This is a genomic window from Grimontia kaedaensis (assembly GCF_023746615.1).
Taxonomy (GTDB): domain Bacteria; phylum Pseudomonadota; class Gammaproteobacteria; order Enterobacterales; family Vibrionaceae; genus Enterovibrio; species Enterovibrio kaedaensis.
On sequence record NZ_CP082275.1, the window covers coordinates 1,946,998 to 1,966,875 of the forward strand.

Consider the following 19,878-nt stretch of genomic DNA (forward strand, 5'->3'; position numbering starts at 1 on the left):
GGCGTCAATCCCACAGGGACACCGTCCTCGGGCGAACGGGCTCAGGCGGCGCGGGGAGTACCAACACCTTGCCGGCGGGAAGAACAGGCCCCATGTCGGCGAGTCCCGGATTGGCCTCAAGGACACGTTCGACCGCACCTGGTTGATGCCCATAATGACGCCACACGAGCTCATCCAAGACATCGCCCTGGGAGGTCACGATATTCATACCACTCCCCTTGCCTGTGGCAGGTGGGTCATGACCAGATCATTCACTCCCTGCTCACGCGCCGCTTCTTCCTTGCGAAGGCTCAGGACAAAACGGATCTTGCTGGCGGTACCGTCACGGGCAAAGGTGCGCTGCGTTTCGCTGATACGTTCAATGACCCACCGGCCCAGCACGTAACCCGAACCCTCTACCAACATCAAAGGCTCGCCTTTGTCGGCTTCCCTTCGCATCGCCGTTAACTGGCCGAGACCGCCGCGGTAGTGCGGGTACAAGACCCCTTCCAAGGTCAGCGTGTCATCGCCGGGTCCCACAAACTGCAGCGAGGGCAACACGCCCAGACGTTCATGCTTTTTCCACCGGTACCCAGTGTCTCTCGATGCCATCTCATACGCAGCCGTGTCCACACTGAAGCGATAGCGGCCCAACATCATCATCATGGCAAGGCATTCTCCTGATAATCAAACAAGGCGCCCCGTTGCTGGGCTTTCTCCCTTGCCGCATTCATCCGCATTTCTTCCTGCACAATACGTCGGGCCAACGCTTCTCCGTCTTCGCCGGGTTGCTGGACCACCGTGATGGTGCTGTTGTGCTGAATGGTGCCGGCCTGCGCCTTGGCCATGGCGGGCGATGAACCCGGGTTATCCTCTCCAAACGCCCAATCCCACGCAGAAGACAGGCTATCTTTGGCACCATCCCAAGCGCCACCTATCCCTTGTCCCACACTGGCCGCGGCATCGGTCACCGCGCTCATGTGCTGCGTGACCCAGCCAATGCCTTCGATGAGCAATGACAGTGGCGAGAGCGCGAGCTCCAGCCCCGAAGCCAGCCATTCCCCAAACTGTTTGCCTGCGGTGGCCGCTTTACCCAGCTCGGCCGCCGTGGCCGTCGTAGGACTGAATAATCCGCTGAGCTTTTGTGCTGTCCAATCCAACAGTTCACCCAGTCCCGAGAACAGCGGCAGCAAGGGCGCAAACATTTCCCGAAGCGGCGCAGAAGCAGCGCGAAACCCTTCCATTACCCCCAGACCAAACGCCTTGATACTATCCCAAAACCGGACAACCAACCCAACGGCTACCGTGAGCGCAGTGATAAGCAGGCCAATGGGTGTGACGGCAAACGCCAGACGCAGCACCGAGCCCGCGCGGGCCAGTGCCCCCAGTTTTGACGTCAGCATCAGCACCCCGTTTTTCGCCGCGCCCAAAGCCTGAAAGCCAAAGGCACCCAAAGCCTTTGCCGACAGCAAGACAGACAACACAAACTTACCCGCCATGAGCGTGGCCAGCCCAATCAAGAGCGGTTGCCAACCGCCCATTGCGCTAACCACACCATGTATCTTTTGCACCAGTTCGACCAGAGTTTCACCAAACGCCCACAGGCCTTTCATCGCCGCGATCAAACCTTCTGCCACACGGTGGGCATAGGCTTGTAACTGGCCATTGTCAGCGAGGGTATTAATGCTGGTGAGGATGCCGGAGAGTTTCTCTTTCATGAAATCAAACACCCCCGCTTCCATCACCATGTTGGCGAAACGGGTCCATTGGTCAGCGATGTTTGAGAGCATTCCTGACCAGGTACGGGAAAGCCGCTCCATGGCACCGGAGTATTTCTGATCAAAGATTTCAGAGAGCGTTTCTTCAATCGCCTTGCGGTCATTTTTGTTCACCGCCACAGACCGTTGCGACCCAGTGCGGTCCATAAAGGCATAAGTGACAGTGTCACCCTTGGTACGCGCTTTGATACCAAATTCTTTCAGGCGTTCGTTCTCGCCGGTCACGGCATCCGCAATCGCTTCCACCGCCTGTATCAGGTCTTTGCCCATCGCAGAGGAGGTATTACCAAGGGTCTGTAACAGACCATTAGTCGGATCCATGCCATACGCCCGAAGCTTCACAAAAGCCTCGTTCACTTCTGCCAGTTCATAGGGTGTTTTGGTCGCGAAATTGCTGACCCAATCCATCGCCTGCTTGGCTTTTTCGCTGCTGCCTTCGGTGGTTTCCAGAATGGTCTGGAACTTTTCAAACTGGGCGGCGGTATCCACAAACTGCGTTTTGAAGCCCCATGCGCCAAGGCCGGCCACCACCCCCAGTTTCAGTCCCAGTGAGCCGGCTTCCTGTGTCGTGCGTTGTAATTGGTTAGTGAGGCCGCCGAGGTCTCCACGCAAGCGGGAGAAAGACTGGATAGCCAGCTGCTGTCGCGCCATGACGCGGTTAGACGCAGCCAGTTTTTGACGAAGGGTGACCTGTCGGTCTGCAAAGGCTTTTGCGGCGCCACCTGCCCCACGGTATTCTTCAGACAGACGTGCCGTGGTGCGTTGGATACGGCGCACCGGCGCGGTCATTTTGTCCACCGCCTTCAGCACCACGGAGACAGCTAAATCAGCCATGCGATCCCCCTGTTCTCAATTTGGCTTCCTGGTGCCAGCGGCGGATATCGGAAAGGTCGAGCGCCCAAAGCTCACTGGGCGGCCAGTGAAAGACCGCCGCTAGATCGGCTAACACGCCATAGAGGTGTCCGTCGAGCCGGGCGTCGTTAAAAAACCGGCCACCACATCACTCACGGTCTGGAAATCACTGGCATCCAAATCATCGATGGCCGACGGTGGCAGTTCTGCCAGATTGGCAATCAGGCCTATGGATTTTGCAATCTCGCCGCCCTTGGCCGTTTCCATGTGTTTCAAATCGCGTGCTTTCGGACGGCGTAAAGTGATAACGTCGATGCGCTCACCTTCGACGTCAATCGGGTAATCGAGCGTGATGGTTTCCATGGGTTACAGTCCTATGTGTTTGCGCGTGTCTGCCAGTTGGTCCACACCATCAATCTTGCGCACCATGTTGGCGACATCAATTTCGTGTACTTCTGCCCCGTTCAGCGTGAGCTTGTAATAGCGCAGCGACATCGCCACTTTTACCGGCGTGTTCTCACCACTCTTCCAGGTACCAAAATCCACTTCCGTCAGGATGCCGCGAAGCGTCACGACCAACGGGATTTCGGTGCCGTCTTCTTCCGACAACACGGCGCCCCGCACGGTGAGCGGAACACTGCTGCCCGCTTTGAGCCCAAAGCTTGTCAGTACGTCTTTGTCGAACTTGGACAGGGTGAAGTCTGTTTCAAGTTTCTCCATGCCCATGTCGACATCGATCGGGAGGTTCATCCCGCCGCCCCGGTATTCTTCGGTTTTCAGTTTCAGCTTGGGCAGGTTGAGTTCATCAATGACGCCGGCATAGCCTTTGCCATTGACGTACAGGTTCATTTCCCTGAGCGTGTCTTTGAACATCAGACGATCTCCTCAAGGTAGTCATTGACCAGGCTTGAGCGGAAGGTCACGTGCTCAGCCGGAAACGGGGGCGTGAAATCAAAGTCGAAGAAGACTTTGCCCTGGGAAATATTGGACGGGGTATTGAGCGCCGGATCAGCCCAGCATTCCCCGCCAATGATAGCGCCGATGGCTTTGAGGTCGCGAAGGTAGGCATTCACCCCTTCGGTGACATCTTCGAGATAGGTTTTGGTGATGTTACGGTCGACGGCCCAAAGGTGGGCCCGCAACAGGCTTTCATTGATCATGTCTGCCGTTCGCCGGACAGACAGGAACGCCCATTTGGGGTCACTTGAGCAGGTACGGTTACCCCACAGGCGAAAACCGGTTTTCTGGATCACGGTCGCCACCTCGTTTTCATTGAGGTAGTTGGCCCGGGCATTGGTATCACCTAGGGTAAAATCCACCGCCCGCTCGGTACCAATGATGCCGTAGATTTCCAGGTTCGACGGTGACCACCAAAAACCCCGGTCATTGTCAGAACGTGAAATCAGCCCTGCGACGCGCGGACTCATGGGCTCCACCTTTTCACTGGCTGTGGCCACATCAAACACCCGGGCTTTGGGATCCACAATGTAAACACGGGCGCTGCCGAAGTTTTGCCGGTAAGCAATCGCCGCCGCATCATTGGTACTCGGCCCATCGGCGATGATGACCGCACGCAAGCGCTCAGCAATACCCATTAACTCAGAGACCACCGCTTGCTGCTCACTGAATCCGGGCACAATCAGGATCCTTGGGGCAACACCTAACAGGGACTCGGCCGCGAGCAAGGCTTGCAGTCCTTCATAGTCACCGGTATCGGTGTTCACCCCGCCGAGGACATGGGCGAGTTGCTGGTTAGGATCGTCGTCCGTCTCCACTCGGATAACAACGACCATCGCGCCTGCCTGATCAAAAATGCCATCAATGGCGGAAGGGATAGAACCTGATGTGCCAAGCGGCGCTGCTTCAGAGCGGCGGCCTGCAATCAGGACCGGAGTATTTAAGGGAAAAAGCGTGGCGTCAGCATCCGGGGCGGTGCCCACTAAACCGATGACTGAGCTTTTGACGGTGCGGATAGGACGGGGTCCCCCATCCAGCTCGACCACTTCGACCCCGTGCAGAAACTGTCCGGGCATACGATATCCTCATAGGGCAAGAAATGCCCCGAGGATGCCGTGGGTATTGAGAGAGATTCAGGTGAAAAGGTGCAGGTTAGGTGCACCCTTTAAAGTTAAAACTGGCAGTGCCTATAACCTTTTCATCATGGCTGATCAGTGTGAATTCCATTTTCACATATTCTTTAAAGGTGCCGTTGTTGTTTTGACACATCATTGTATGAACTTGGGTAATACTCTCCTTAGGGAAGTGACTAGTAGCATGGTTCTCATTTGATTTAGCCATGATCTCCATGGTGAGCGGCTTGACCACCATTTCCATTGAAGCCACGCTCTCGTCATCTATCGTAAGCATTTTGTTAAAGTTTTCGACCACCGCATAGATGTTCTTTTGTTGTCCTATTCGCTCATACAACTCGCTTTTGTATTGCACTGCTACCTCATTAAAGTACCTGCGATGCAATGCTTTTACGTCATCAATCTTTGGCAAAATGTCTTTTGCCTCAGCCATTCTTTTGGTACAACCGACCAGTAGTTTTTTGACTTCGGAGGGTATGGGCTTTTTGCCTTCGTACACCATTTCATTAATTTCAGCAGTGTAAGTCGGAACACACTCTTTCGATAAAATCGCTGACCAATACGTTTGCATTTCTTCTTCTGTGAGGCGTTTTCTGAAGCTATCTGCGTACTTTTCTCTGAATGCGTCGGTGTAAACAAAGTCAGTGATCCAATCCTCAATGACAGAATTGTATTTGCGCTCTTCTCGAAGGCTTCTTCGGATGTCCTCCGCGATAAGGTCAATGTTGACCAATAAGCTTTGGTCGATAAATTGCCTGTATACATCTTGTTGTTTTGCCATGGTTGCAAATGACAACAATGTCATCCCAAAAGCACACAATCCAGTTTTCATTTTCATCTGCACATCCTTGCGCATGGGTTTCTAAACATGTTCGAATACTACGGGCATTCACTAAGAGAGACTGTGCTCTCTCCTACTCGTCTGTAATGCAAGTCAAACGCGATGTGTCGCACGGATATATAATCTTTAAAGGCCTCTTGAAATTGTTCACATACAACCTGCCTTAGACTTTCAGTATCGAGCTCGTAGACTTCACCGTCATCGAAAATATCATTAACTAAATAGCGATATTCTAATACCTGATACATGCCAATAATATCGACCCAATCGAAGCCTTCCTCTAGCGTTCTGGGTAGCGTTTTGTTTAACTTTTCCGCCGTATCGAAGATCAGTTTTTGCTGTTTTAGTCTTTCAACAAACTCTGGTAACGCCTTTTTTGTTGAAGTTCTGAACAACTCATTACTTTCTTTTGACCATTTAGTGCGTTTATCAAAGATATGATGGTACTTTTTGATTTTCTCAAGACACGCTTCAGTGGGCTCAAAGTCATTACTAATGAAAGGCTTTTTCTCAGAGAGCTTGCTCATTATCTCAGCCGTAAAAAGTGAGCTACAGTCTTTAGATAGGACGACGCTAGCAAGATATGTAACTTCTTTTTTCGTTAAATATTTCCGATAAATATCAGCTGAGACTTTCTTAAAATCTTCTGTGAAAAGAAGGTTTTTGACGAAGTGATCCACCACGGGCCAATATTTTTTTTGGTGCGGCTTCAGAGTCTTTTCAACATAGAAGTCAACAATTATTGGAGTGAACCTTGCAACAGTGTCATCCACATATTCGCGATACACATCCTTCTCTGCTGCAACTGCCACCAAAGACAGACACGCCAGCGTCATCGCACCTAACCAAGCTGTTATTTTCATCTGCACATCCTTGCGCGTAAGGTTATTGGGGAAAGTCTTGTGGGCCTAGGTTATCGACCGCCCAGACATAAAGGCCGGTGAGCGGCCATTTTGCCTCAACGAGTTGATCGCGAAAGACCTGCGTCACCTCTTTTTGGGTAAACGGTAGCGCCGCGCGGAACTGACAAAGGATGTCATGCACCAGACTCGCTTCCCACGTCCAGGGCTTACTGAACCTCAGCGTGCCGTCTGGCGTGCCTATCGTGCCCAACCCAAAGAGGTGCCATTTGGGGGAGCAGCCGTCCCAGGCATAACCGGTTTTGACTGTGATTTGACCGTGTTCAATTTTGGCCCACTCATTGTCAAACACGACACCATCAAAAATCGCGTGTTGGTAATAGAAAGGTGCTGAGAGGCGAAAACGCCAGACATGCATGGTCAACGTTCCTTTTCAAGCTCTTGAGCCACTACCGTAGCACGGGATTCGATGTCTTCGATGACGTTATCAATACCCTTTGTGAGAAAAGGCAACAAAACGTGGCCCTGCTCGACTTTGCCCAGAAAGCGCTCGGCCATTGCGAAGAACGGCGCGGCGGCGTTGTTGACCTCTTGAAGGTCTTTGGCCGTGTGCAGATTGATAACCAGTTGAGAGAAGCCATACAGCAGGAGTTGAACCCCATCTGCGGTGGTACCGAGCAGTGATTCCGCATCGCCGGCACGCGAGGCAATGGCCTCCCTTAACCGATGTACCTGGGCACGCGCCACCTCCTCTGCCGTGAGTCTTTTAACCTCTGCTTCAACCTCGCCTATGCCCGGAACAGGACCGTCGATAGAAAGGTTTCCCGGGTAGTGCTCAATCTTGTCATCATCAAGGATGAACGGACGTCCTTCAACCAGATTTGAAACTGCCAGTGATAATTGACTCATAACTCTGCTCCTTGCTCTTCTGGTAGGTTACCCACTTTTATCGCCAACAAGGACGAAGAACCATTGATATCCCCTATGTAGAGGGAAGCCGGCGCAACATTTTGCCAATACACATCCACAGCAATGACGTCACCCGCCTTAGCTGGTGTGACAAAAGTGGCACCAACAGTAAGATCTATGTTGGAATTCAGGTTATTTTTGTTAAAACCAAACACAACTCGGCGCTGCTCATCGGCCACCTTAACGCGGTACTTGTTCCATTGGTAACCGGTATTGACAGATGACCACTGGCGTATTGATGTAAAGATGGCATAGAGACCATCCTGGTTGACGGTCACTTTGATCGGAATAGGGATCCATAAATTGGCGGGTTTAGCTCCGAGATTAATGTTTTTTGAACCGGTATCGTACTGTTCAAAATAGAGCCCACCGCCTTCCTGAATGATGGTACCGGCCTTAAACGCGGCGACTTCTGCGTCAATCTCATCGACTTTGTTATCAACCACCTCCGTCAAACGGTCTGCAGCGGTCACAAGTCGGGCAATGTCTTCTTCGAGGGCCATAGTTACTCCTTAAGCTAAACGGTGAACAAGGTAGCGGCGCATGGTATTGATGGATGCCGTGGCTAGCCGAGCGAGCTCAGGGGCAAAAAGGATGTTCAGGTCTGCGCCTGTATCGACCACAGTGATGGAATCCGCCGGCGTACCGTTCAGTGACAGGTCAAAAGCCAGCAACAAATCAATCGTGGGCGATTTATACGCCAAAGCGCCTTCAGAGGCGGAATACACCGCGAGCAAGGAGCCGTCCTCCAGATAAAACCCCACTTCGCGCACCCAAAAGGCATGGTCCGTGTCATCAATCACATTGAGGTGCAGCTGATGAGTTCCTGCGCGCTTTCCACTGGCAATCGGGAGCCGGTGGACTTCGCTTTCAAGAGCTGTGCGGGTTTGGTCAGGCGCGTAAGCCCCCTCTCCCAATCCTACCTGGGTGATTTTGGCATCAAGCCCATCTTGCGTGGCATTAAACAAGGCTTGTAAGCCTGTTTCCGTCAGTGTCGGCACCAGTACGGTACTCATGGCATTCTTCTCTAGCGGGAAAGTAGACGGTATCGTGCGACGGCGAAGCGGCGGCGGTTCAGGTGCATTGCTGCACTTACCCCCAATGACACCGGACGCCATCCCACCGGCTGACAATCGCCCCGTTGTTTCGTGATCATCCGTTGAGACGGTATCACCAAGCCTATCCCCAGCGTCGCATCCAATCTGGCACCCACCAGAAAGTCAAAGTGGGCACGGACCGGTTTCACGCTCTCTACGGCCCGCCTGACCGACGCATATAGCGTCGGGTTCAGAAACACGGCATCACTGGTGTAGGGATTGGCGTTGGCCCAGGCAATAAACACAAACGTGTGGGGGGTTGATGATTGGATTCTGGCGAGCGCCACATCATCGGTATCTTGAAACCACTCCAGAAAGTCCACCGTGATGCCCAGTGCTGCGAGAGCCCGCCTGACCGCGCCCACGGTCCCCTTGTGACGGTGGATAGTGGCGGCCTGCTTGATGGTCTCGCGTTGAAGGGCTTCCGGCCACTGTGCATCCCAGTCTTCCACCGACAAGGACCAGGCGAGCCAGGGCAATAAATCTTTCGGGCAGGTATCAGGGTGCCAAAGCTGTCCGTTCGGTACCGGAATATCTCTGCAGAGACTTTGCTCGAGGGCCCGCTCTTCCCCTGAGGCATTGGGCGGTAGCAGCGATTTATTCATCGGTGACCTCCAGACTCAGCGTCTCGCACCAGGCCGCCTGATGACGGGCCACGACCAGATCGTCGGCCGGTGACAGTAACTGCACATTTTTGACGCCAGGCTGATGCAATGCGGCAAACAAGCCCGAGCGATTGATGTGGCGCCCAAGACGGTGTTCACGCGTGATGTATTCCCTCACGGCCTGCTCTGCCGCAGCCATGACAACCTGCAGGTCAGGCCCCTCGAAAAACGTCAGGCGGGCATGGACGGTATAAGTCACCACCTCAGCCCCCTGCACCGTGACCTTGTCAGTCAGCGGCCTCACGTCTTCATCATTCAGCGCGTCCGAGACGGTACCCAACAGCGCCAGCGAGGCCTCGCCCTGCCCTTCCTGTGACAGCACGGTCACCAACACCTCGCCCGGTGACGGGCTTTGCACATCGACGTCTTTCACCTGTCCCGAGGCCGACAGGGCGTGGTATTGGTAGGCACCGACAGGACCGGCGGTACTGAGTCCTTCCAGTGAGAGCGGAATGCGCACCCGGTAGATCTCGTCATCCTCATTGATGTCAGGAACCGGCGGGGACGCCTCCGGGTCGCCTTGCTGTATCACCCGGCGGGGCACATTGAACAAGGCGCCAAGGTGTTCGAGGTCGTTGTCTTTCGCATACGCCACCATCACGGCGCGCGCGGCATCGTTCACCCGCTGGCGAAGCAGCATTTCCCGATAGGCAGCGACTTCAAGAATTTTGTAGGCCGGGTCGGATTCGACCGTGGCGGAAAATGCCGGGGCGCGGCGTTTCAAGTCGGCCAGCATGTCCGTCAGAATCGCCTCATAATCGAGCGCCTCCACCACATTGGGGGAAGGCAGTTCGGCAAGGTTGATCACACTGCTCACAATACCAATCCTCTTAACGTGACCGGCCGCCCTTGGGGCAGATATTCCCCCGCTAGATCCAGTGTGACATGACCGGCACGTATATCCGTCACGGCGACCTGCAACAGCTTAAAACGGGGCTCCCAGCGCTCTATCGCTTCGGCGGTCGCCACATAGATTTCAGCGATGGTGGCGTCATTGAGCGGCGCATCGATGAGCTCGAACAGGCGCGACCCATAGTCCCGGCGCATCACCCGGGTCCCTATTGGCGTGGTGAGAATGTCTGTCAGGCTTTGCCTGAGGTGCGCAATGCCGGTCAGCGCTTTGCCATCATGGCGGCTCATTCCCTTCATTGCTGGGCACCCGGCTCAGACGTGTTGGCCTGGGTTTCCGGTGACCGGTGTCGGTGGCCGTTGTATATCACGCGGTCCGCCTGCATTGAGCGGGTTTTGTCCGAGATATCGCCGGTGGCGGTGATGTTCCCTTTGACGGTGACGTCCCCTTCCACGGTGATGCCCCCTTTGGCAATCAAGGTGGTGGTGGCCCCCGGTGGCAGCAGGATTGACAGTGCATGTATGGCACGGTCGTAACTCATGTCTGCCCCGTCAGCAAACTGCACACGTCTGACGGTTTCGCGCTGATCAGTGTGGGGATAGAGATTTTGGTAGATAGCCGGCAGCACCACGCCCAGTTCAGGCTCGCCACAGGGACTGAGTACCACCACCTGCTCGCCCACTTCGGGCGCCCAGAAACTGACGTCCGGTCCTGCCCGCTGGGTGACCCATGGCAGCCAGGTCGTGGTAAGAAAACCGGTGCTGACTTTGACGTGTCCGGTGTTGTAATCCACGTCGACCACCTGCCCGGTCATCAGGAGATTCGATAAACGGCGTTCAAGTTCGGCCAGCCGTTGGAGTATCAGTTCCGTCATGGCGTCACCTTGTCATAGGCCCCGGCCTTGCCATCCTGTTCCCGGTCATCGTTCAGATAGACTTCTGAGGGGAGCACGCCCCCTTGCCAGATGTCCTCTCCGATACGCAGGGTCTGGGACCAGGTCACCGCCCACAAGGCGACACCCTGTTTGTCTACCGAGCCGGAAAAGAGGTTCTCGGCGCTCACTTTCTCTGCACCGGTTAAGGCGGTCATGCCCCAGCGCTGGGTCGGAACCATGTCCAGTAAGGCTTCCACAATCGCGAGTGCCGCTTCGTCTTTGGGAAGTCGCCGTTTGTCGCCGGTCATCACGAACGCGGCCAGCCGGACGGTGATGTCCCGCTCCCCGGTCTGGACCTCGCCCGTATCCGGTACCGCCATCAGCGCGACGCGCACCGCAGGCAGACGCGTCACGATGCGTCGCAACTCGTCGAGGTTGAAGCGACCGGGGTGGCTATCGACCGCGGCAAGTGCCGGCAGCTTTGCCCTGATGGTGGTGATGATGGCCTGACGCAAGGCTGTCAGCCTCATGCGGCGTCCTCCAAGATGGCATCCGCCCAGGCATTGAGCGCCGCTTCGAGGGCAAAGAGGTCATCGTCATTGACCCCGAGAAAGGCCCGTTGGGGAATGCCGCGACGGCTGTCCCCGTATTGGTGGGTCGAGGCGTACACGAGATTACTCCCCACTTCTGCCCCGTCGTCCCTCACCACAGACACCAGAGAATCAATCAGGTGACCTTCGTTCTCGAGCAAGCGGTGATTGCCGTGACGGGTGGCGGCATAGCTGTCTGACCATGCCGGCCAGAGGTTCCCGTCAGGGCTACGTTTGTCGTCTTCCAGGCGTGACCGCGTCTGGCTTTCGACCAGATTCGCCAGGGCGCCCATGGCTTCTTGGGTGTCCACCTTGGTCAGGCGCAATAACACCCGGTTTAAGCGCTCAATGCCGCGCAGCTCCACCGCTGCGCCCACGGCCATCAGTAACGCTCCAAGCCGGCGCGGGAAAAAAGACGCTCGGCAGACGTGAACACCATGCCATCATCATTGGGGCTGCCGGGTTCGTCGTCCGTAGGGGCATCCAGACCGAGCTCCACCCGGCCTTTGGCAATGTTCTCGAGCCACTGGATAGCATCCTCGAAGCGCTGGCGTTTCTCCTCAGTCGCGCCGCCTGCATCGTCGGCGAGCCAGTACAGGGCAATGTCGACACACAAGCGGGTCAGCAGGTCCGGTACCTCCAGCAACGGCAATGAGTAGCGCGTCCCGAGGTAGGAATTCATCAGGCCCGTCGCATCATTCAGGCTGCGCTCGGCCACTTCCTCATCGAGGGTATCGTCTTCATCTTTGTCGGCCAGCGGGTACACGACGTCTTCGCCGTATCGCGCCAGCATGTCATCCACGGTTGCGTACATCACGCCTCCTTCAGCCGGTCTTGGTACCGGCGCCATGCGGTATCGCGCTGCGCCGCACTGATGTCTTTTTCCAACACGGCTTCAATGGCCTTCACTGAGGGCTTTTTGCTGTCGTCCAGCATGCCGATGACTTCAACGATGTCATCGATGAGTGGGTCCGGTGTCGCCGGCGTCTCGGGGAGCGGTTCGCCCACCACCAGACGCGGTTCATGGGCAATGGCCTCACGCTCTGCGTCCGTGAGCTCAGAGAGCGTGAGGGTTTTGCCCTCGTAGGGAAAGTAATGGCCGGCGCGGCGAAACCCCGGCGGCTGTTTGGCACGGACAAACCACGTGATGGGCATGACGGGCCTCCTTAGAAAAAAGCCCCCTTTCGGGGGCAAGGGTGCGGCTAGCGGTTAGAGAAAATCCGGAATGACCACCTTGAACTTGCCCCGGAGTTCATTCGAGACGGTGTTGCCGTCATCGGCAAAGAGTTCACGGGTCAGCAGCTGCGTGGCCTGCTTCTCCATCGAAACAGGGATAACCAGCATGTTCGGTTTGATGCCAAGCGGCCTTCCACCGTCGGCTTTGAAAGCGCGCATGGTGCTGTAGGCCTGCCAGAGCGTGTCGACGTTGAGCTCTGCTTTCACGCCATAGGCCATCTGCCAGAACCCAAAGCCCACGTTACAGCGAAGGTCGACACCGTAGCGGTAGAGTTTGCGCATGAAGACGTCTTCATCGTCTTCTTTGGTCATGGCCACGAACTTAGGTTTCTTGCGTTCCTGAAAGATGATGGGCTTGATGGCGCGGGTCGTGTCGAGCAGGTACCAGGCATCGCCGGCATAGTTTTCATCAACCAGCACGTTCGACACACTGATGTCGGTCCCCTGCCCGTCATGTTGGTCGTTCACCGGGTGGTCGGCATCAAAGAAGTTCTGGCCGTCATAGCAGGCGGTGGTGAAGCCGTCTTTTAGCATCGGGAAGACCAGCTCATCCGGAAAGGCAGATGTCGCACGTCCCATCTCCTGCATCATGGGGCTGTAGATACCGAGGTTGTCATCTTCGATGTCGGTGCGTTTGACGCCGACAGTCGATTCAAAGTCCTTGTTAAAAATCTGGTAGCCGTGTGCTTCCATGTCCTTGATGACCCTGTCACCTACCCACTCGCGAAACCCCGGCCATTGCCCGAGCCAGCCATAGGTGTTCGAGGCGGTGGTCGACTTGATGATGGTGGCGACTTCCTTGTATTGCGGGGTCGCCATCCCCAAACCGCCCTGATAGGACGACTTGAAGCCGGTGAACAGGCTTTTAATGAGTTGCGGGGTAATGATGGCCATTAATCAGTCTCCTTCGCGGCGGTATAGGCGTCTTCTTCAATGCCGAGCAGGCGACAGGCCACGCGGTCTTCTTCGGTCAGGGATGTCTGGTTGCGGGCCCTGTCATCCAGGCCGCTGTCATCGCCGATGGTGGGCGCGGTTTCGGCGTACTTTTCAAAACGCGCCAGCCCGCCCTCTTCCTTGCAACAGGCGCGGTGATAATCGACGGTCGCCGGCGTGATGACCCCGGCCTTGAGCGCCTTGTCCAGCGTCTCTTCAATCTGTTGGTTGAGCGCTTTTTCGCGCACCGCCTTCAATGCCGATTCGGCGTCCTGCGCGCGGTTTAACGCGGCATCGTGGTCAGCACGTGGCACGAACTTGTCTATCGATGGGTTCTGCGCCTGATTGAGCGCGGTGGCTTTGTCATCTTTGAGCTGGTTGATGGCCGACACGGCCTGCGCATCGGTCGCCTCAGGCGGCAACGCCAACGCGGTACAAATCGCCAGGGGTAATGGCATGGTGTCCTCTCTGTCGGTGGTCGTGCGCCGGTTGAGCGCGGTCAGGTGTAGGTTCGGCTGGTTGGTCAGCCCTGCCGAGTAAAGCTGGAGAATGCGTTTGGAATTGATGTCGAACGTGAAGACCGGAGACAGGTAGCGGTAGGCCTTCTGGTTCACAAGGTCACGCCCCGTGTCATTCCATTCGACCTGCCCCCAAATCGCTCCACCTTCACGCGCCTGAAGCGCCTTTATCCACCCCACCGCAGGCGCCGGCTCGCCGGCTTTGCCTTTGATTTCGGTGGCGTGTTCGATGTCGATGGGCAGGTCTGCGCCATTGGATGCAAAAGCCGCGACGATGGCGTCAGGGTCATCATTGACCCAGCTGCGCCCATCACGGCCGGTAATGGCAGTGCCCGCTGGGATAAACTCGGCCCACACAGACGCCCCACTCGCCGCGCTGTTGGCAGCAAGCGAAGAAAGTTCCGTGGTGAGAATCAGGGTTTCAGTTTTCATGCCCGCACGGTAGCGCGGGCAGTTTGAAGGGGATTAGGTGAAAAGGTTCAGTGGTGAAATCCAGTTAGAGAAGCGCAAAGTTAAAACGATGACTTTTCTGATTTTCTACCAGACGACCAGCTATCAACGTTTTCACACTGTAACGCATAGATAGAAATGCCGCTGGCCCTAAAATTGGCCCAAGTACCAAAAAGGCTGACCAACGAACATCTTCACTGCCAAACCAAAACTCCGGAAACAGTAAAGGTGAAACAAGCGAGATCGCAGAGAGTAAGTAAGCAATAAAACCGCCCCCAATCAGGATCGATCTGACTCTCGTATTTCTATAAAGCCACTTCAACTTTAGCGATGGGTTATCCGCGTTAAACGACTCAAAGTGGTTTCGAGATTCAATGTATTGATTCAGCTTACTCACAGGGTCTTTTAAGCTTAGAATATATTTTATCTCACTTAATTGCATTGCCGCCGAGCCAGCAATAGCTTGATACCCTTTCTCTTCAGCGAAGGGATGAATATTCCCCTCCTCACAATCTGATAGAAATTGTTTAGCAAAGCGATATTCCTCGCGAAGGTTGGATTTTTTTGATGTCGTAAATTGATAGTACTTCCAGCCAACACCAATCATTGCTGCGCCAACCCCCAGCAGCTTTAAGATTGTTTCAAATTCCATATTTTTACCTGTTTTAATTATTGAATACTTTGAAGAAACAGGGCTACTTCAAGCAGCCCTTTAGCTTATCAGCCCGCTGAACGGACTAGAAAACACCAAGTGTCATAGCCATAGTCTCGTGCATCCAAAAGCTTCGTGGAGTTTTTAACTCTGCGGTATCGGCAGAAAACCCATTTAAAGCCTTTTGGAGCTGCTTTTCTGTTACTCATAGTTTTACCTATCAACAATTTGGCAACTCAGTTGTTGGCAAACCCTTTGACTATCGCTATACTCAATTCGCCAAAACAAAGTATCGCTTGGGGTTTGTGGCTCGGTTGACGAGTTGCTTCACCAAAGCCAAAAATGTCCTCATTCCTCAGAATGGGGATTTTTTATCTCCGTAATACCGCTTCCAGGCGATGAGCGCCAATGAGCACATACGTATTCCAGTTTCCCTTTGCGCTTTCTTACATACGCGCATACTGGGACATCTTTTTCTTTACAGTTCATTTTTAAATCTCCTGATTTAGTGATGTAGTTGTTTAAAATTTCTGTAACTTTTTACGTTCTGTTGTTTTCAGCACCCCCTCGTTCATGTTTTTTTGTGAATGGCCCACTAAGAAAAATGCTCCTTAGAGCCAACCCTCGTTCATAATTTATTGTGAACATCTTTCTATTATAATGACCCTTAAGGGCCGATTCCGCTTCACGAAAAAATGTGAACACTAGGTTTTATTTTAGGGCTTTTCTCAAGCCCTAATTAAATCATAGCATTACAAGATATCTGCGTCAAGATTTTTTGTGAACGAGATTATCTATTTCTTTATCGGAAAATAGTAGTACTCAACACCACCAGACTCTGCAATACCTTCTTTACGCATCAGCAAACCAGAAGTGACCAACTCTTTTAGTTTGTTGCTTGCATTATTGATTTTAAGGTCCAGGGCTTCGGCGACATCAGACGCTGCAACCCACCCTTTATTCATCACATATTCATACAAAGCCTGCTGTGTACGCTTAGGCTCGGGCCCCAGTAAATGCCATGAGCCATTACACTCAGCATGTATAGGGAAAGGCAGCTTGTCCGCTCCAGCCCGGATATTGTCCAACAAGACTTCATTTGCAACATTAGTTACATAAAAACCTTTTTTACCAATCAAATCTTGTGCTTGTCTAAGAAAAGCTTCTCTAGGGAAAGATGCATCAATGCGCCTAACGCCTTCAAGGGAGATTTCGAAGATATCTACTTCTGTTTTACCAGAAATATATTTGGCGATTCCTTCAGCTACAAACTCACCATCCTCTACACCCCATCCGTCAACAGTTCCGTTGTCGTTAGGTTCGAAGTCCATGAAGTCTGCAAGTTTAAGACGAGAAATAATCTGTTTCATAGATTTTATTGAAGCAGATTCATCGTCATTTTGCAATACTGACATCACAATTCTGGCACTGAAAAGGTGAAAGAAATATGTGTTCCGGACATCTTTACGCACTCTCGAAACTCAGCACTGGCAAACTGGTTGTTTGTTGGCTTAAGATCCACCTCACACGATTCCAACCTAAGATGCAGCTTCCCCCTATAGGCAATCGCCATTTGAGCCATTCTGTGTAGTCCTGACCCTCTAACATCGCAGACACTGCTCAGGCCTCGGTTAAACACCTCAAGCAATAAGACATCATCTGAAGCGTGACTCATTGGATGATTTCGTCTGCTAAGGCCTTCTCTCAAACTGCGAAGCAATCCGATTCCGAAGTCAGCAATCACAATACAAATGGTTTGCGTTTTTGGGTAGTATTGCATGTAAACAAAGCCGTTTGATGTTGATTGGCTGTGCTGCCTGACGTTATCACAAAACTCACAAATAACTGTATTAATCCAAGTTGGAAAATCACTGTCAGCATTCAGACCAAGTTTCGTGCACATCACATTTGTTAACTGACTCGGGATAGGACGATTCTTTGCGCGATCATTTGGATCGACAGGCCTTATTTCTAGTAAGTTTTGGGAGTTACCTTTGTATATCAGTGAAGTGTCTTCTTGAGAGGTAGGCCGATTCGGAAATACAAGCATGTTTGGAGGTAATTGAGTCAAAAAACCGCATCTATTCATAAATGTAAAACAATTACATTTACCACCCAAGAACTGGAGAGTTAGCCGAACATCTTGCTTTACGAGACTGTGACATAGACAGAGCAACTTCACTAGCGCACTAGCCATAAAACTACAATTTGGCTCTATCTTGATAACAACATTTCTGTCCTCCCAAGGGCCAAAGTCACAAATTTTGGAGTTTCTAATCGCGTTTTCAAACTCATTCGAATCATAGAATCGATACAGGTTTCGAAAGTAAATTAACTGTGGCAATACTAAAGCCTATAATTTCATACAACAATGGAGGCATGATATTACTTTTCTGGGCCCCGACTCAATAGTGACTCGATCGACTTTATTGGGTTGTCCCAAACAGGTTTGCAACGCCCATAAATTTCCCCATCCAATCAACTTTTTCATCAAAAGCTCGTAAAGAGTATATCTAGAGCGCACTCTATCAATGTAGTGATTTTAATGCACCTAACAGCGAACCGATCAATCTATCTTTCCATTTCCGGATATCCTAATCACGAGTGAAATCACTATGAACAAAAAAACTGCCCTACTTCCAATCGTCTATATTGCTTGCCTTTTCTCTTTGCAGATTCATGCAAAGTCTTACAGCGAAGAGCACCAAAAGGTGCAGACACTGTTTCAGAGCGATGAAGAGAAAACGGCAAAGGATGCGGTGTGGACTGCCCCGGACATTTTCAAAGTTGGAGGCATTGATGATGGCTCACGCCGGGAGGGTTATGCGGAATACGTTTGTCTGACCCTTTACGATTACGGCTTCAAAGGTAAAAACGTTTGGGTGCAAATTATTGATTTCGATAGGCTTATCAAAGGAAATGATTGGGTAAAACTGGGCGAAAAGACTTGCCAGTGATGACATTAAGAAGAGCTCAAAACATCAGCTCTTCTTCTCAACTAGTGCAGCGATCTTCTCTAGCAGATTAGATTCCATTTGCTCTAGTTTGCTATCTAACGTTTCCTCTGTTCGAGCCAAAGCATCTGCAGTGCTTTTCAACGCTTCCTCTAGTCGGGAGTGCATTTCAATAACCGTATCATATCGATATGGCTCACCCTTTCTCTCAAGAAATTCATCAATCTTGATGGTGGCACCGAGCCTTTCAAGTATTTCTGTATTTAGGCTGTTATGTGCCTGTTCTGCTGAAGTTTTAACCTTCTTGTGCAGCTCCTCACCAATGCGAATTTTGAATTGCATGGTCTTTTCTTCAGTCATAAAACAATAAAACTCCATTGACAATGGAACCATGGCGGTTCTATTTTTACTAATGGAACCTATATGGTTCTACTTAGAACTTAGCAAAAAGGAACTGGTTATGACAGAAGATTACGTTCAAACCAAAATCCGTCTCGGCACTTCAAACCATAGTTGGCTGAAGGCAAGAGCAGCTAAAAATCGACGCTCAATTACTTCAGAAGTAAACGTTTTGATAGAGAAAATGCGGAAAGAGAAAAACAGCAATCATCAAATTTAGGTAGGTGAGCCCCAAGAGCGGCAACTCTTGAGGCCCTATGTCAACACCCTAGTACTAGTAGGAGAATCGACATGTCGACTCTAACAAACAACCACTTGGAAATCCAAAACGATATCAACCGTATGTTGGCACAGGCCAACGCCCTCATTGATACGCTCTGTGTCGATGACCAATACCGCACCATCGATACCGCCACCTTATCCAATGCCCTTTGGCTGTTAAGCGATCGCATCACTGACATCGATCATGCTTGCCAACAGCTGTTCAAGGAGGCCGCATGAACATCATCCCTTTCCAATTCCAGCAAGCCAATATTCGGGTGATTGAGCAGAATGGCGAGCCCTGGTTTATCGCAAAGGATGTGGCTGAACTTTTGGGGTATTCGAATACTTCAAAAGCCGTAAGTACCCATTGTAAATCAACAAATACCTGCCCTACCGAAATGGGAGGTCAGGTCCGTCATGTCCAGATCATCCCCGAACGCGATGTCTATCGCCTCATCATGCGCTCCAAACTACCCGAAGCTGAGAAGTTCGAAGACTGGGTGGTATCGGATGTTCTGCCCTCGATTCGAAAGACCGGCAGTTACAGCATCGCTGACCTCTCCCGCATGGATATCCTCAAGCTCGCCATACAGGCCGAGGAAGAGAAACTGAAGCTGCAAGCCCAAGTGGCAGAAGACCGCCCCAAGGTTGAGGCCTATCACCTCATCGCGGATAGCCAGGGTTCGCTCTGTATCACCGATGCCGCCAAGAACCTGCAGCTGCAGCCTAAAGCCCTCTTCGCTTGGCTGGCGGCGAATCGCTGGATATACAAACGCCCTGACGGGAAAAGCTGGATTGGCTATCAAGACAAGCTGCAACGGGGATTACTGGAGCATAAGGTGACAACGGTGAATCAGCGCACCGTTGAGCAAGTGCGTGTGACATCTAAGGGGTTGGTGGTGTTGGCTGAAAGGTTGGCGCCGGGGAGTTTAAGGATGATTGGAGATTCAGGGGCTCACTGATGTGAGCCCTTTGGGGGACAGGTTTTGGTAGAGAACTTCTAGATTTGGACAAACATGAGTTTTAT

General features: G+C 52.5%; 30 protein-coding genes. 4 read left to right on the forward strand and 26 right to left on the reverse strand.

Annotation, left to right across the window (positions count from 1 at the left end; translation table 11 throughout):
• Positions 1-4 precede the first annotated feature (4 nt).
• The 25 genes from K6Q96_RS08890 to K6Q96_RS09005 form a co-directional block, all read right to left on the reverse strand.
• Complete coding sequence (locus K6Q96_RS08890) at positions 5-208, reverse strand: tail protein X (RefSeq protein ID WP_251875084.1); 204 nt, start codon at positions 206-208, stop codon at positions 5-7.
• A complete protein-coding gene (locus K6Q96_RS08895) occupies positions 205-645 on the reverse strand; it encodes a phage tail protein (RefSeq protein WP_353621763.1) in 441 nt (146 codons plus the stop codon). Before K6Q96_RS08895 ends, K6Q96_RS08890 begins: the two co-directional genes overlap by 4 nt.
• Entirely contained in the window at positions 642-2,591 is a 1,950-nt protein-coding gene (locus K6Q96_RS08900; protein WP_251875088.1) for a tape measure protein, read from the reverse strand. Before K6Q96_RS08900 ends, K6Q96_RS08895 begins: the two co-directional genes overlap by 4 nt.
• On the reverse strand, positions 2,584-2,706 hold the full coding sequence (locus tag K6Q96_RS24925; RefSeq protein WP_353621764.1) for a GpE family phage tail protein: 123 nt from the start codon (positions 2,704-2,706) through the stop codon (positions 2,584-2,586). The genes K6Q96_RS08900 and K6Q96_RS24925 overlap by 8 nt, the downstream gene beginning before the upstream one ends.
• The gene (locus tag K6Q96_RS08905) at positions 2,700-2,972 is read right to left on the reverse strand and encodes a phage tail assembly protein (RefSeq protein ID WP_251875090.1); all 273 of its coding nucleotides are present in this window, start codon (positions 2,970-2,972) and stop codon (positions 2,700-2,702) included. Before K6Q96_RS08905 ends, K6Q96_RS24925 begins: the two co-directional genes overlap by 7 nt.
• Positions 2,973-2,975: 3 nt before the next feature.
• Complete coding sequence (locus K6Q96_RS08910; protein WP_251875092.1) at positions 2,976-3,482, reverse strand: phage major tail tube protein; 507 nt, start codon at positions 3,480-3,482, stop codon at positions 2,976-2,978.
• Positions 3,482-4,642: a phage tail sheath subtilisin-like domain-containing protein gene (locus K6Q96_RS08915; RefSeq protein ID WP_251875095.1), complete on the reverse strand. Its 1,161-nt coding sequence runs from the start codon at positions 4,640-4,642 to the stop codon at positions 3,482-3,484. Before K6Q96_RS08915 ends, K6Q96_RS08910 begins: the two co-directional genes overlap by 1 nt.
• Positions 4,643-4,718: 76 nt before the next feature.
• A complete protein-coding gene (locus tag K6Q96_RS08920; RefSeq protein ID WP_251875097.1) occupies positions 4,719-5,537 on the reverse strand; it encodes a hypothetical protein in 819 nt (272 codons plus the stop codon).
• A 41-nt stretch (positions 5,538-5,578) separates the two neighbouring features.
• Complete coding sequence (locus K6Q96_RS08925) at positions 5,579-6,403, reverse strand: hypothetical protein (protein WP_251875099.1); 825 nt, start codon at positions 6,401-6,403, stop codon at positions 5,579-5,581.
• Positions 6,404-6,425: 22 nt separating this feature from the next.
• Positions 6,426-6,818, reverse strand: a complete 393-nt coding sequence (locus tag K6Q96_RS08930) for a hypothetical protein (RefSeq protein ID WP_251875101.1) — start codon at positions 6,816-6,818, stop codon at positions 6,426-6,428.
• Between the two features lie 2 nt (positions 6,819-6,820).
• Positions 6,821-7,309: a hypothetical protein gene (locus K6Q96_RS08935; protein ID WP_251875103.1), complete on the reverse strand. Its 489-nt coding sequence runs from the start codon at positions 7,307-7,309 to the stop codon at positions 6,821-6,823.
• Positions 7,306-7,872: a hypothetical protein gene (locus tag K6Q96_RS08940; RefSeq protein WP_251875105.1), complete on the reverse strand. Its 567-nt coding sequence runs from the start codon at positions 7,870-7,872 to the stop codon at positions 7,306-7,308. The genes K6Q96_RS08935 and K6Q96_RS08940 overlap by 4 nt, the downstream gene beginning before the upstream one ends.
• A 9-nt stretch (positions 7,873-7,881) precedes the next feature.
• Positions 7,882-8,385 carry a phage tail-collar fiber domain-containing protein gene (locus K6Q96_RS08945; RefSeq protein WP_251875107.1) on the reverse strand — a complete coding sequence of 168 codons (504 nt, stop codon included), beginning with the start codon at positions 8,383-8,385 and terminating at the stop codon, positions 7,882-7,884.
• An 11-nt stretch (positions 8,386-8,396) separates the two neighbouring features.
• A complete protein-coding gene (locus K6Q96_RS08950) occupies positions 8,397-9,071 on the reverse strand; it encodes a phage tail protein I (RefSeq protein ID WP_251875109.1) in 675 nt (224 codons plus the stop codon).
• On the reverse strand, positions 9,064-9,948 hold the full coding sequence (locus tag K6Q96_RS08955; RefSeq protein WP_251875111.1) for a baseplate assembly protein: 885 nt from the start codon (positions 9,946-9,948) through the stop codon (positions 9,064-9,066). The genes K6Q96_RS08950 and K6Q96_RS08955 overlap by 8 nt, the downstream gene beginning before the upstream one ends.
• Positions 9,945-10,280 (reverse strand): GPW/gp25 family protein, encoded by a 336-nt coding sequence (locus K6Q96_RS08960; protein WP_251875113.1) that lies wholly within the window; start codon positions 10,278-10,280, stop codon positions 9,945-9,947. The genes K6Q96_RS08955 and K6Q96_RS08960 overlap by 4 nt, the downstream gene beginning before the upstream one ends.
• The gene (locus K6Q96_RS08965) at positions 10,277-10,855 is read right to left on the reverse strand and encodes a phage baseplate assembly protein V (protein ID WP_251875116.1); all 579 of its coding nucleotides are present in this window, start codon (positions 10,853-10,855) and stop codon (positions 10,277-10,279) included. Before K6Q96_RS08965 ends, K6Q96_RS08960 begins: the two co-directional genes overlap by 4 nt.
• Positions 10,852-11,385, reverse strand: coding sequence for a phage protein Gp37 (locus K6Q96_RS08970; protein ID WP_251875118.1), 534 nt, complete (start codon positions 11,383-11,385; stop codon positions 10,852-10,854). Before K6Q96_RS08970 ends, K6Q96_RS08965 begins: the two co-directional genes overlap by 4 nt.
• Positions 11,382-11,828: a phage virion morphogenesis protein gene (locus tag K6Q96_RS08975; protein ID WP_251875119.1), complete on the reverse strand. Its 447-nt coding sequence runs from the start codon at positions 11,826-11,828 to the stop codon at positions 11,382-11,384. Before K6Q96_RS08975 ends, K6Q96_RS08970 begins: the two co-directional genes overlap by 4 nt.
• Positions 11,828-12,259 carry a gp436 family protein gene (locus tag K6Q96_RS08980; RefSeq protein WP_251875120.1) on the reverse strand — a complete coding sequence of 144 codons (432 nt, stop codon included), beginning with the start codon at positions 12,257-12,259 and terminating at the stop codon, positions 11,828-11,830. The genes K6Q96_RS08975 and K6Q96_RS08980 overlap by 1 nt, the downstream gene beginning before the upstream one ends.
• A complete protein-coding gene (locus K6Q96_RS08985; protein WP_251875121.1) occupies positions 12,259-12,600 on the reverse strand; it encodes an HI1506-related protein in 342 nt (113 codons plus the stop codon). Before K6Q96_RS08985 ends, K6Q96_RS08980 begins: the two co-directional genes overlap by 1 nt.
• Before the next feature lie 54 nt (positions 12,601-12,654).
• Positions 12,655-13,575 carry a Mu-like prophage major head subunit gpT family protein gene (locus K6Q96_RS08990; protein ID WP_251875122.1) on the reverse strand — a complete coding sequence of 307 codons (921 nt, stop codon included), beginning with the start codon at positions 13,573-13,575 and terminating at the stop codon, positions 12,655-12,657.
• Complete coding sequence (locus tag K6Q96_RS08995) at positions 13,575-14,564, reverse strand: phage protease (RefSeq protein ID WP_251875123.1); 990 nt, start codon at positions 14,562-14,564, stop codon at positions 13,575-13,577. Before K6Q96_RS08995 ends, K6Q96_RS08990 begins: the two co-directional genes overlap by 1 nt.
• A gap of 64 nt (positions 14,565-14,628) precedes the next feature.
• Complete coding sequence (locus K6Q96_RS09000; RefSeq protein WP_251875124.1) at positions 14,629-15,234, reverse strand: hypothetical protein; 606 nt, start codon at positions 15,232-15,234, stop codon at positions 14,629-14,631.
• Positions 15,235-16,028: 794 nt separating this feature from the next.
• Entirely contained in the window at positions 16,029-16,649 is a 621-nt protein-coding gene (locus K6Q96_RS09005) for a winged helix-turn-helix domain-containing protein (protein WP_251875125.1), read from the reverse strand.
• A gap of 1,200 nt (positions 16,650-17,849) precedes the next feature.
• On the opposite strand from K6Q96_RS09005, the gene K6Q96_RS09010 reads away from it, so the two are divergent.
• Positions 17,850-18,191 (forward strand): hypothetical protein, encoded by a 342-nt coding sequence (locus K6Q96_RS09010; RefSeq protein ID WP_251875126.1) that lies wholly within the window; start codon positions 17,850-17,852, stop codon positions 18,189-18,191.
• 24 nt (positions 18,192-18,215) lie between these two features.
• Here the strand turns inward: K6Q96_RS09010 and K6Q96_RS09015 are convergent, their stop codons facing one another.
• On the reverse strand, positions 18,216-18,548 hold the full coding sequence (locus K6Q96_RS09015; protein WP_251875127.1) for an Arc family DNA-binding protein: 333 nt from the start codon (positions 18,546-18,548) through the stop codon (positions 18,216-18,218).
• Between the two features lie 100 nt (positions 18,549-18,648).
• Between K6Q96_RS09015 and K6Q96_RS09020 the strand changes: the two genes are divergently transcribed.
• From K6Q96_RS09020 to K6Q96_RS09030, 3 genes are all read left to right on the forward strand, one after another.
• The gene (locus tag K6Q96_RS09020) at positions 18,649-18,807 is read left to right on the forward strand and encodes a hypothetical protein (protein ID WP_251875128.1); all 159 of its coding nucleotides are present in this window, start codon (positions 18,649-18,651) and stop codon (positions 18,805-18,807) included.
• 71 nt (positions 18,808-18,878) lie between these two features.
• Positions 18,879-19,088: a hypothetical protein gene (locus tag K6Q96_RS09025; RefSeq protein ID WP_251875129.1), complete on the forward strand. Its 210-nt coding sequence runs from the start codon at positions 18,879-18,881 to the stop codon at positions 19,086-19,088.
• Positions 19,085-19,813 carry a phage antirepressor KilAC domain-containing protein gene (locus K6Q96_RS09030; protein WP_251875130.1) on the forward strand — a complete coding sequence of 243 codons (729 nt, stop codon included), beginning with the start codon at positions 19,085-19,087 and terminating at the stop codon, positions 19,811-19,813. Before K6Q96_RS09025 ends, K6Q96_RS09030 begins: the two co-directional genes overlap by 4 nt.
• Positions 19,814-19,878 lie beyond the last annotated feature (65 nt).

What these genes read in the sequence shown, in the direction of transcription:
- K6Q96_RS08905 (WP_251875090.1), bottom strand. Translation starts at nt 2,972, where the DNA reads ATGGAAACCATCACGCTCGATTACCCGATTGACGTCGAAGGTGAGCGC.
- K6Q96_RS08950 (WP_251875109.1), bottom strand. Translation starts at nt 9,071, where the DNA reads ATGAATAAATCGCTGCTACCGCCCAATGCCTCAGGGGAAGAGCGGGCC.
- K6Q96_RS08990 (WP_251875122.1), bottom strand. Translation starts at nt 13,575, where the DNA reads ATGGCCATCATTACCCCGCAACTCATTAAAAGCCTGTTCACCGGCTTC.
- K6Q96_RS09020 (WP_251875128.1), top strand. Translation starts at nt 18,649, where the DNA reads ATGACAGAAGATTACGTTCAAACCAAAATCCGTCTCGGCACTTCAAAC.
- K6Q96_RS08940 (WP_251875105.1), bottom strand. Translation starts at nt 7,872, where the DNA reads ATGGCCCTCGAAGAAGACATTGCCCGACTTGTGACCGCTGCAGACCGT.
- K6Q96_RS09010 (WP_251875126.1), top strand. Translation starts at nt 17,850, where the DNA reads ATGAACAAAAAAACTGCCCTACTTCCAATCGTCTATATTGCTTGCCTT.
- K6Q96_RS09005 (WP_251875125.1), bottom strand. Translation starts at nt 16,649, where the DNA reads ATGTCAGTATTGCAAAATGACGATGAATCTGCTTCAATAAAATCTATG.
- K6Q96_RS08995 (WP_251875123.1), bottom strand. Translation starts at nt 14,564, where the DNA reads ATGAAAACTGAAACCCTGATTCTCACCACGGAACTTTCTTCGCTTGCT.
- K6Q96_RS08985 (WP_251875121.1), bottom strand. Translation starts at nt 12,600, where the DNA reads ATGCCCATCACGTGGTTTGTCCGTGCCAAACAGCCGCCGGGGTTTCGC.
- K6Q96_RS09025 (WP_251875129.1), top strand. Translation starts at nt 18,879, where the DNA reads ATGTCGACTCTAACAAACAACCACTTGGAAATCCAAAACGATATCAAC.
- K6Q96_RS08960 (WP_251875113.1), bottom strand. Translation starts at nt 10,280, where the DNA reads ATGAAGGGAATGAGCCGCCATGATGGCAAAGCGCTGACCGGCATTGCG.
- K6Q96_RS08930 (WP_251875101.1), bottom strand. Translation starts at nt 6,818, where the DNA reads ATGCATGTCTGGCGTTTTCGCCTCTCAGCACCTTTCTATTACCAACAC.
- K6Q96_RS08975 (WP_251875119.1), bottom strand. Translation starts at nt 11,828, where the DNA reads ATGGCCGTGGGCGCAGCGGTGGAGCTGCGCGGCATTGAGCGCTTAAAC.
- K6Q96_RS08915 (WP_251875095.1), bottom strand. Translation starts at nt 4,642, where the DNA reads ATGCCCGGACAGTTTCTGCACGGGGTCGAAGTGGTCGAGCTGGATGGG.
- K6Q96_RS09015 (WP_251875127.1), bottom strand. Translation starts at nt 18,548, where the DNA reads ATGACTGAAGAAAAGACCATGCAATTCAAAATTCGCATTGGTGAGGAG.
- K6Q96_RS09030 (WP_251875130.1), top strand. Translation starts at nt 19,085, where the DNA reads ATGAACATCATCCCTTTCCAATTCCAGCAAGCCAATATTCGGGTGATT.
- K6Q96_RS08895 (WP_353621763.1), bottom strand. Translation starts at nt 645, where the DNA reads ATGATGATGATGTTGGGCCGCTATCGCTTCAGTGTGGACACGGCTGCG.
- K6Q96_RS08910 (WP_251875092.1), bottom strand. Translation starts at nt 3,482, where the DNA reads ATGTTCAAAGACACGCTCAGGGAAATGAACCTGTACGTCAATGGCAAA.
- K6Q96_RS09000 (WP_251875124.1), bottom strand. Translation starts at nt 15,234, where the DNA reads ATGGAATTTGAAACAATCTTAAAGCTGCTGGGGGTTGGCGCAGCAATG.
- K6Q96_RS08970 (WP_251875118.1), bottom strand. Translation starts at nt 11,385, where the DNA reads ATGAGGCTGACAGCCTTGCGTCAGGCCATCATCACCACCATCAGGGCA.
- K6Q96_RS08945 (WP_251875107.1), bottom strand. Translation starts at nt 8,385, where the DNA reads ATGAGTACCGTACTGGTGCCGACACTGACGGAAACAGGCTTACAAGCC.
- K6Q96_RS08935 (WP_251875103.1), bottom strand. Translation starts at nt 7,309, where the DNA reads ATGAGTCAATTATCACTGGCAGTTTCAAATCTGGTTGAAGGACGTCCG.
- K6Q96_RS08965 (WP_251875116.1), bottom strand. Translation starts at nt 10,855, where the DNA reads ATGACGGAACTGATACTCCAACGGCTGGCCGAACTTGAACGCCGTTTA.
- K6Q96_RS08925 (WP_251875099.1), bottom strand. Translation starts at nt 6,403, where the DNA reads ATGAAAATAACAGCTTGGTTAGGTGCGATGACGCTGGCGTGTCTGTCT.
- K6Q96_RS08890 (WP_251875084.1), bottom strand. Translation starts at nt 208, where the DNA reads ATGAATATCGTGACCTCCCAGGGCGATGTCTTGGATGAGCTCGTGTGG.
- K6Q96_RS08900 (WP_251875088.1), bottom strand. Translation starts at nt 2,591, where the DNA reads ATGGCTGATTTAGCTGTCTCCGTGGTGCTGAAGGCGGTGGACAAAATG.
- K6Q96_RS08980 (WP_251875120.1), bottom strand. Translation starts at nt 12,259, where the DNA reads ATGTACGCAACCGTGGATGACATGCTGGCGCGATACGGCGAAGACGTC.
- K6Q96_RS08920 (WP_251875097.1), bottom strand. Translation starts at nt 5,537, where the DNA reads ATGAAAATGAAAACTGGATTGTGTGCTTTTGGGATGACATTGTTGTCA.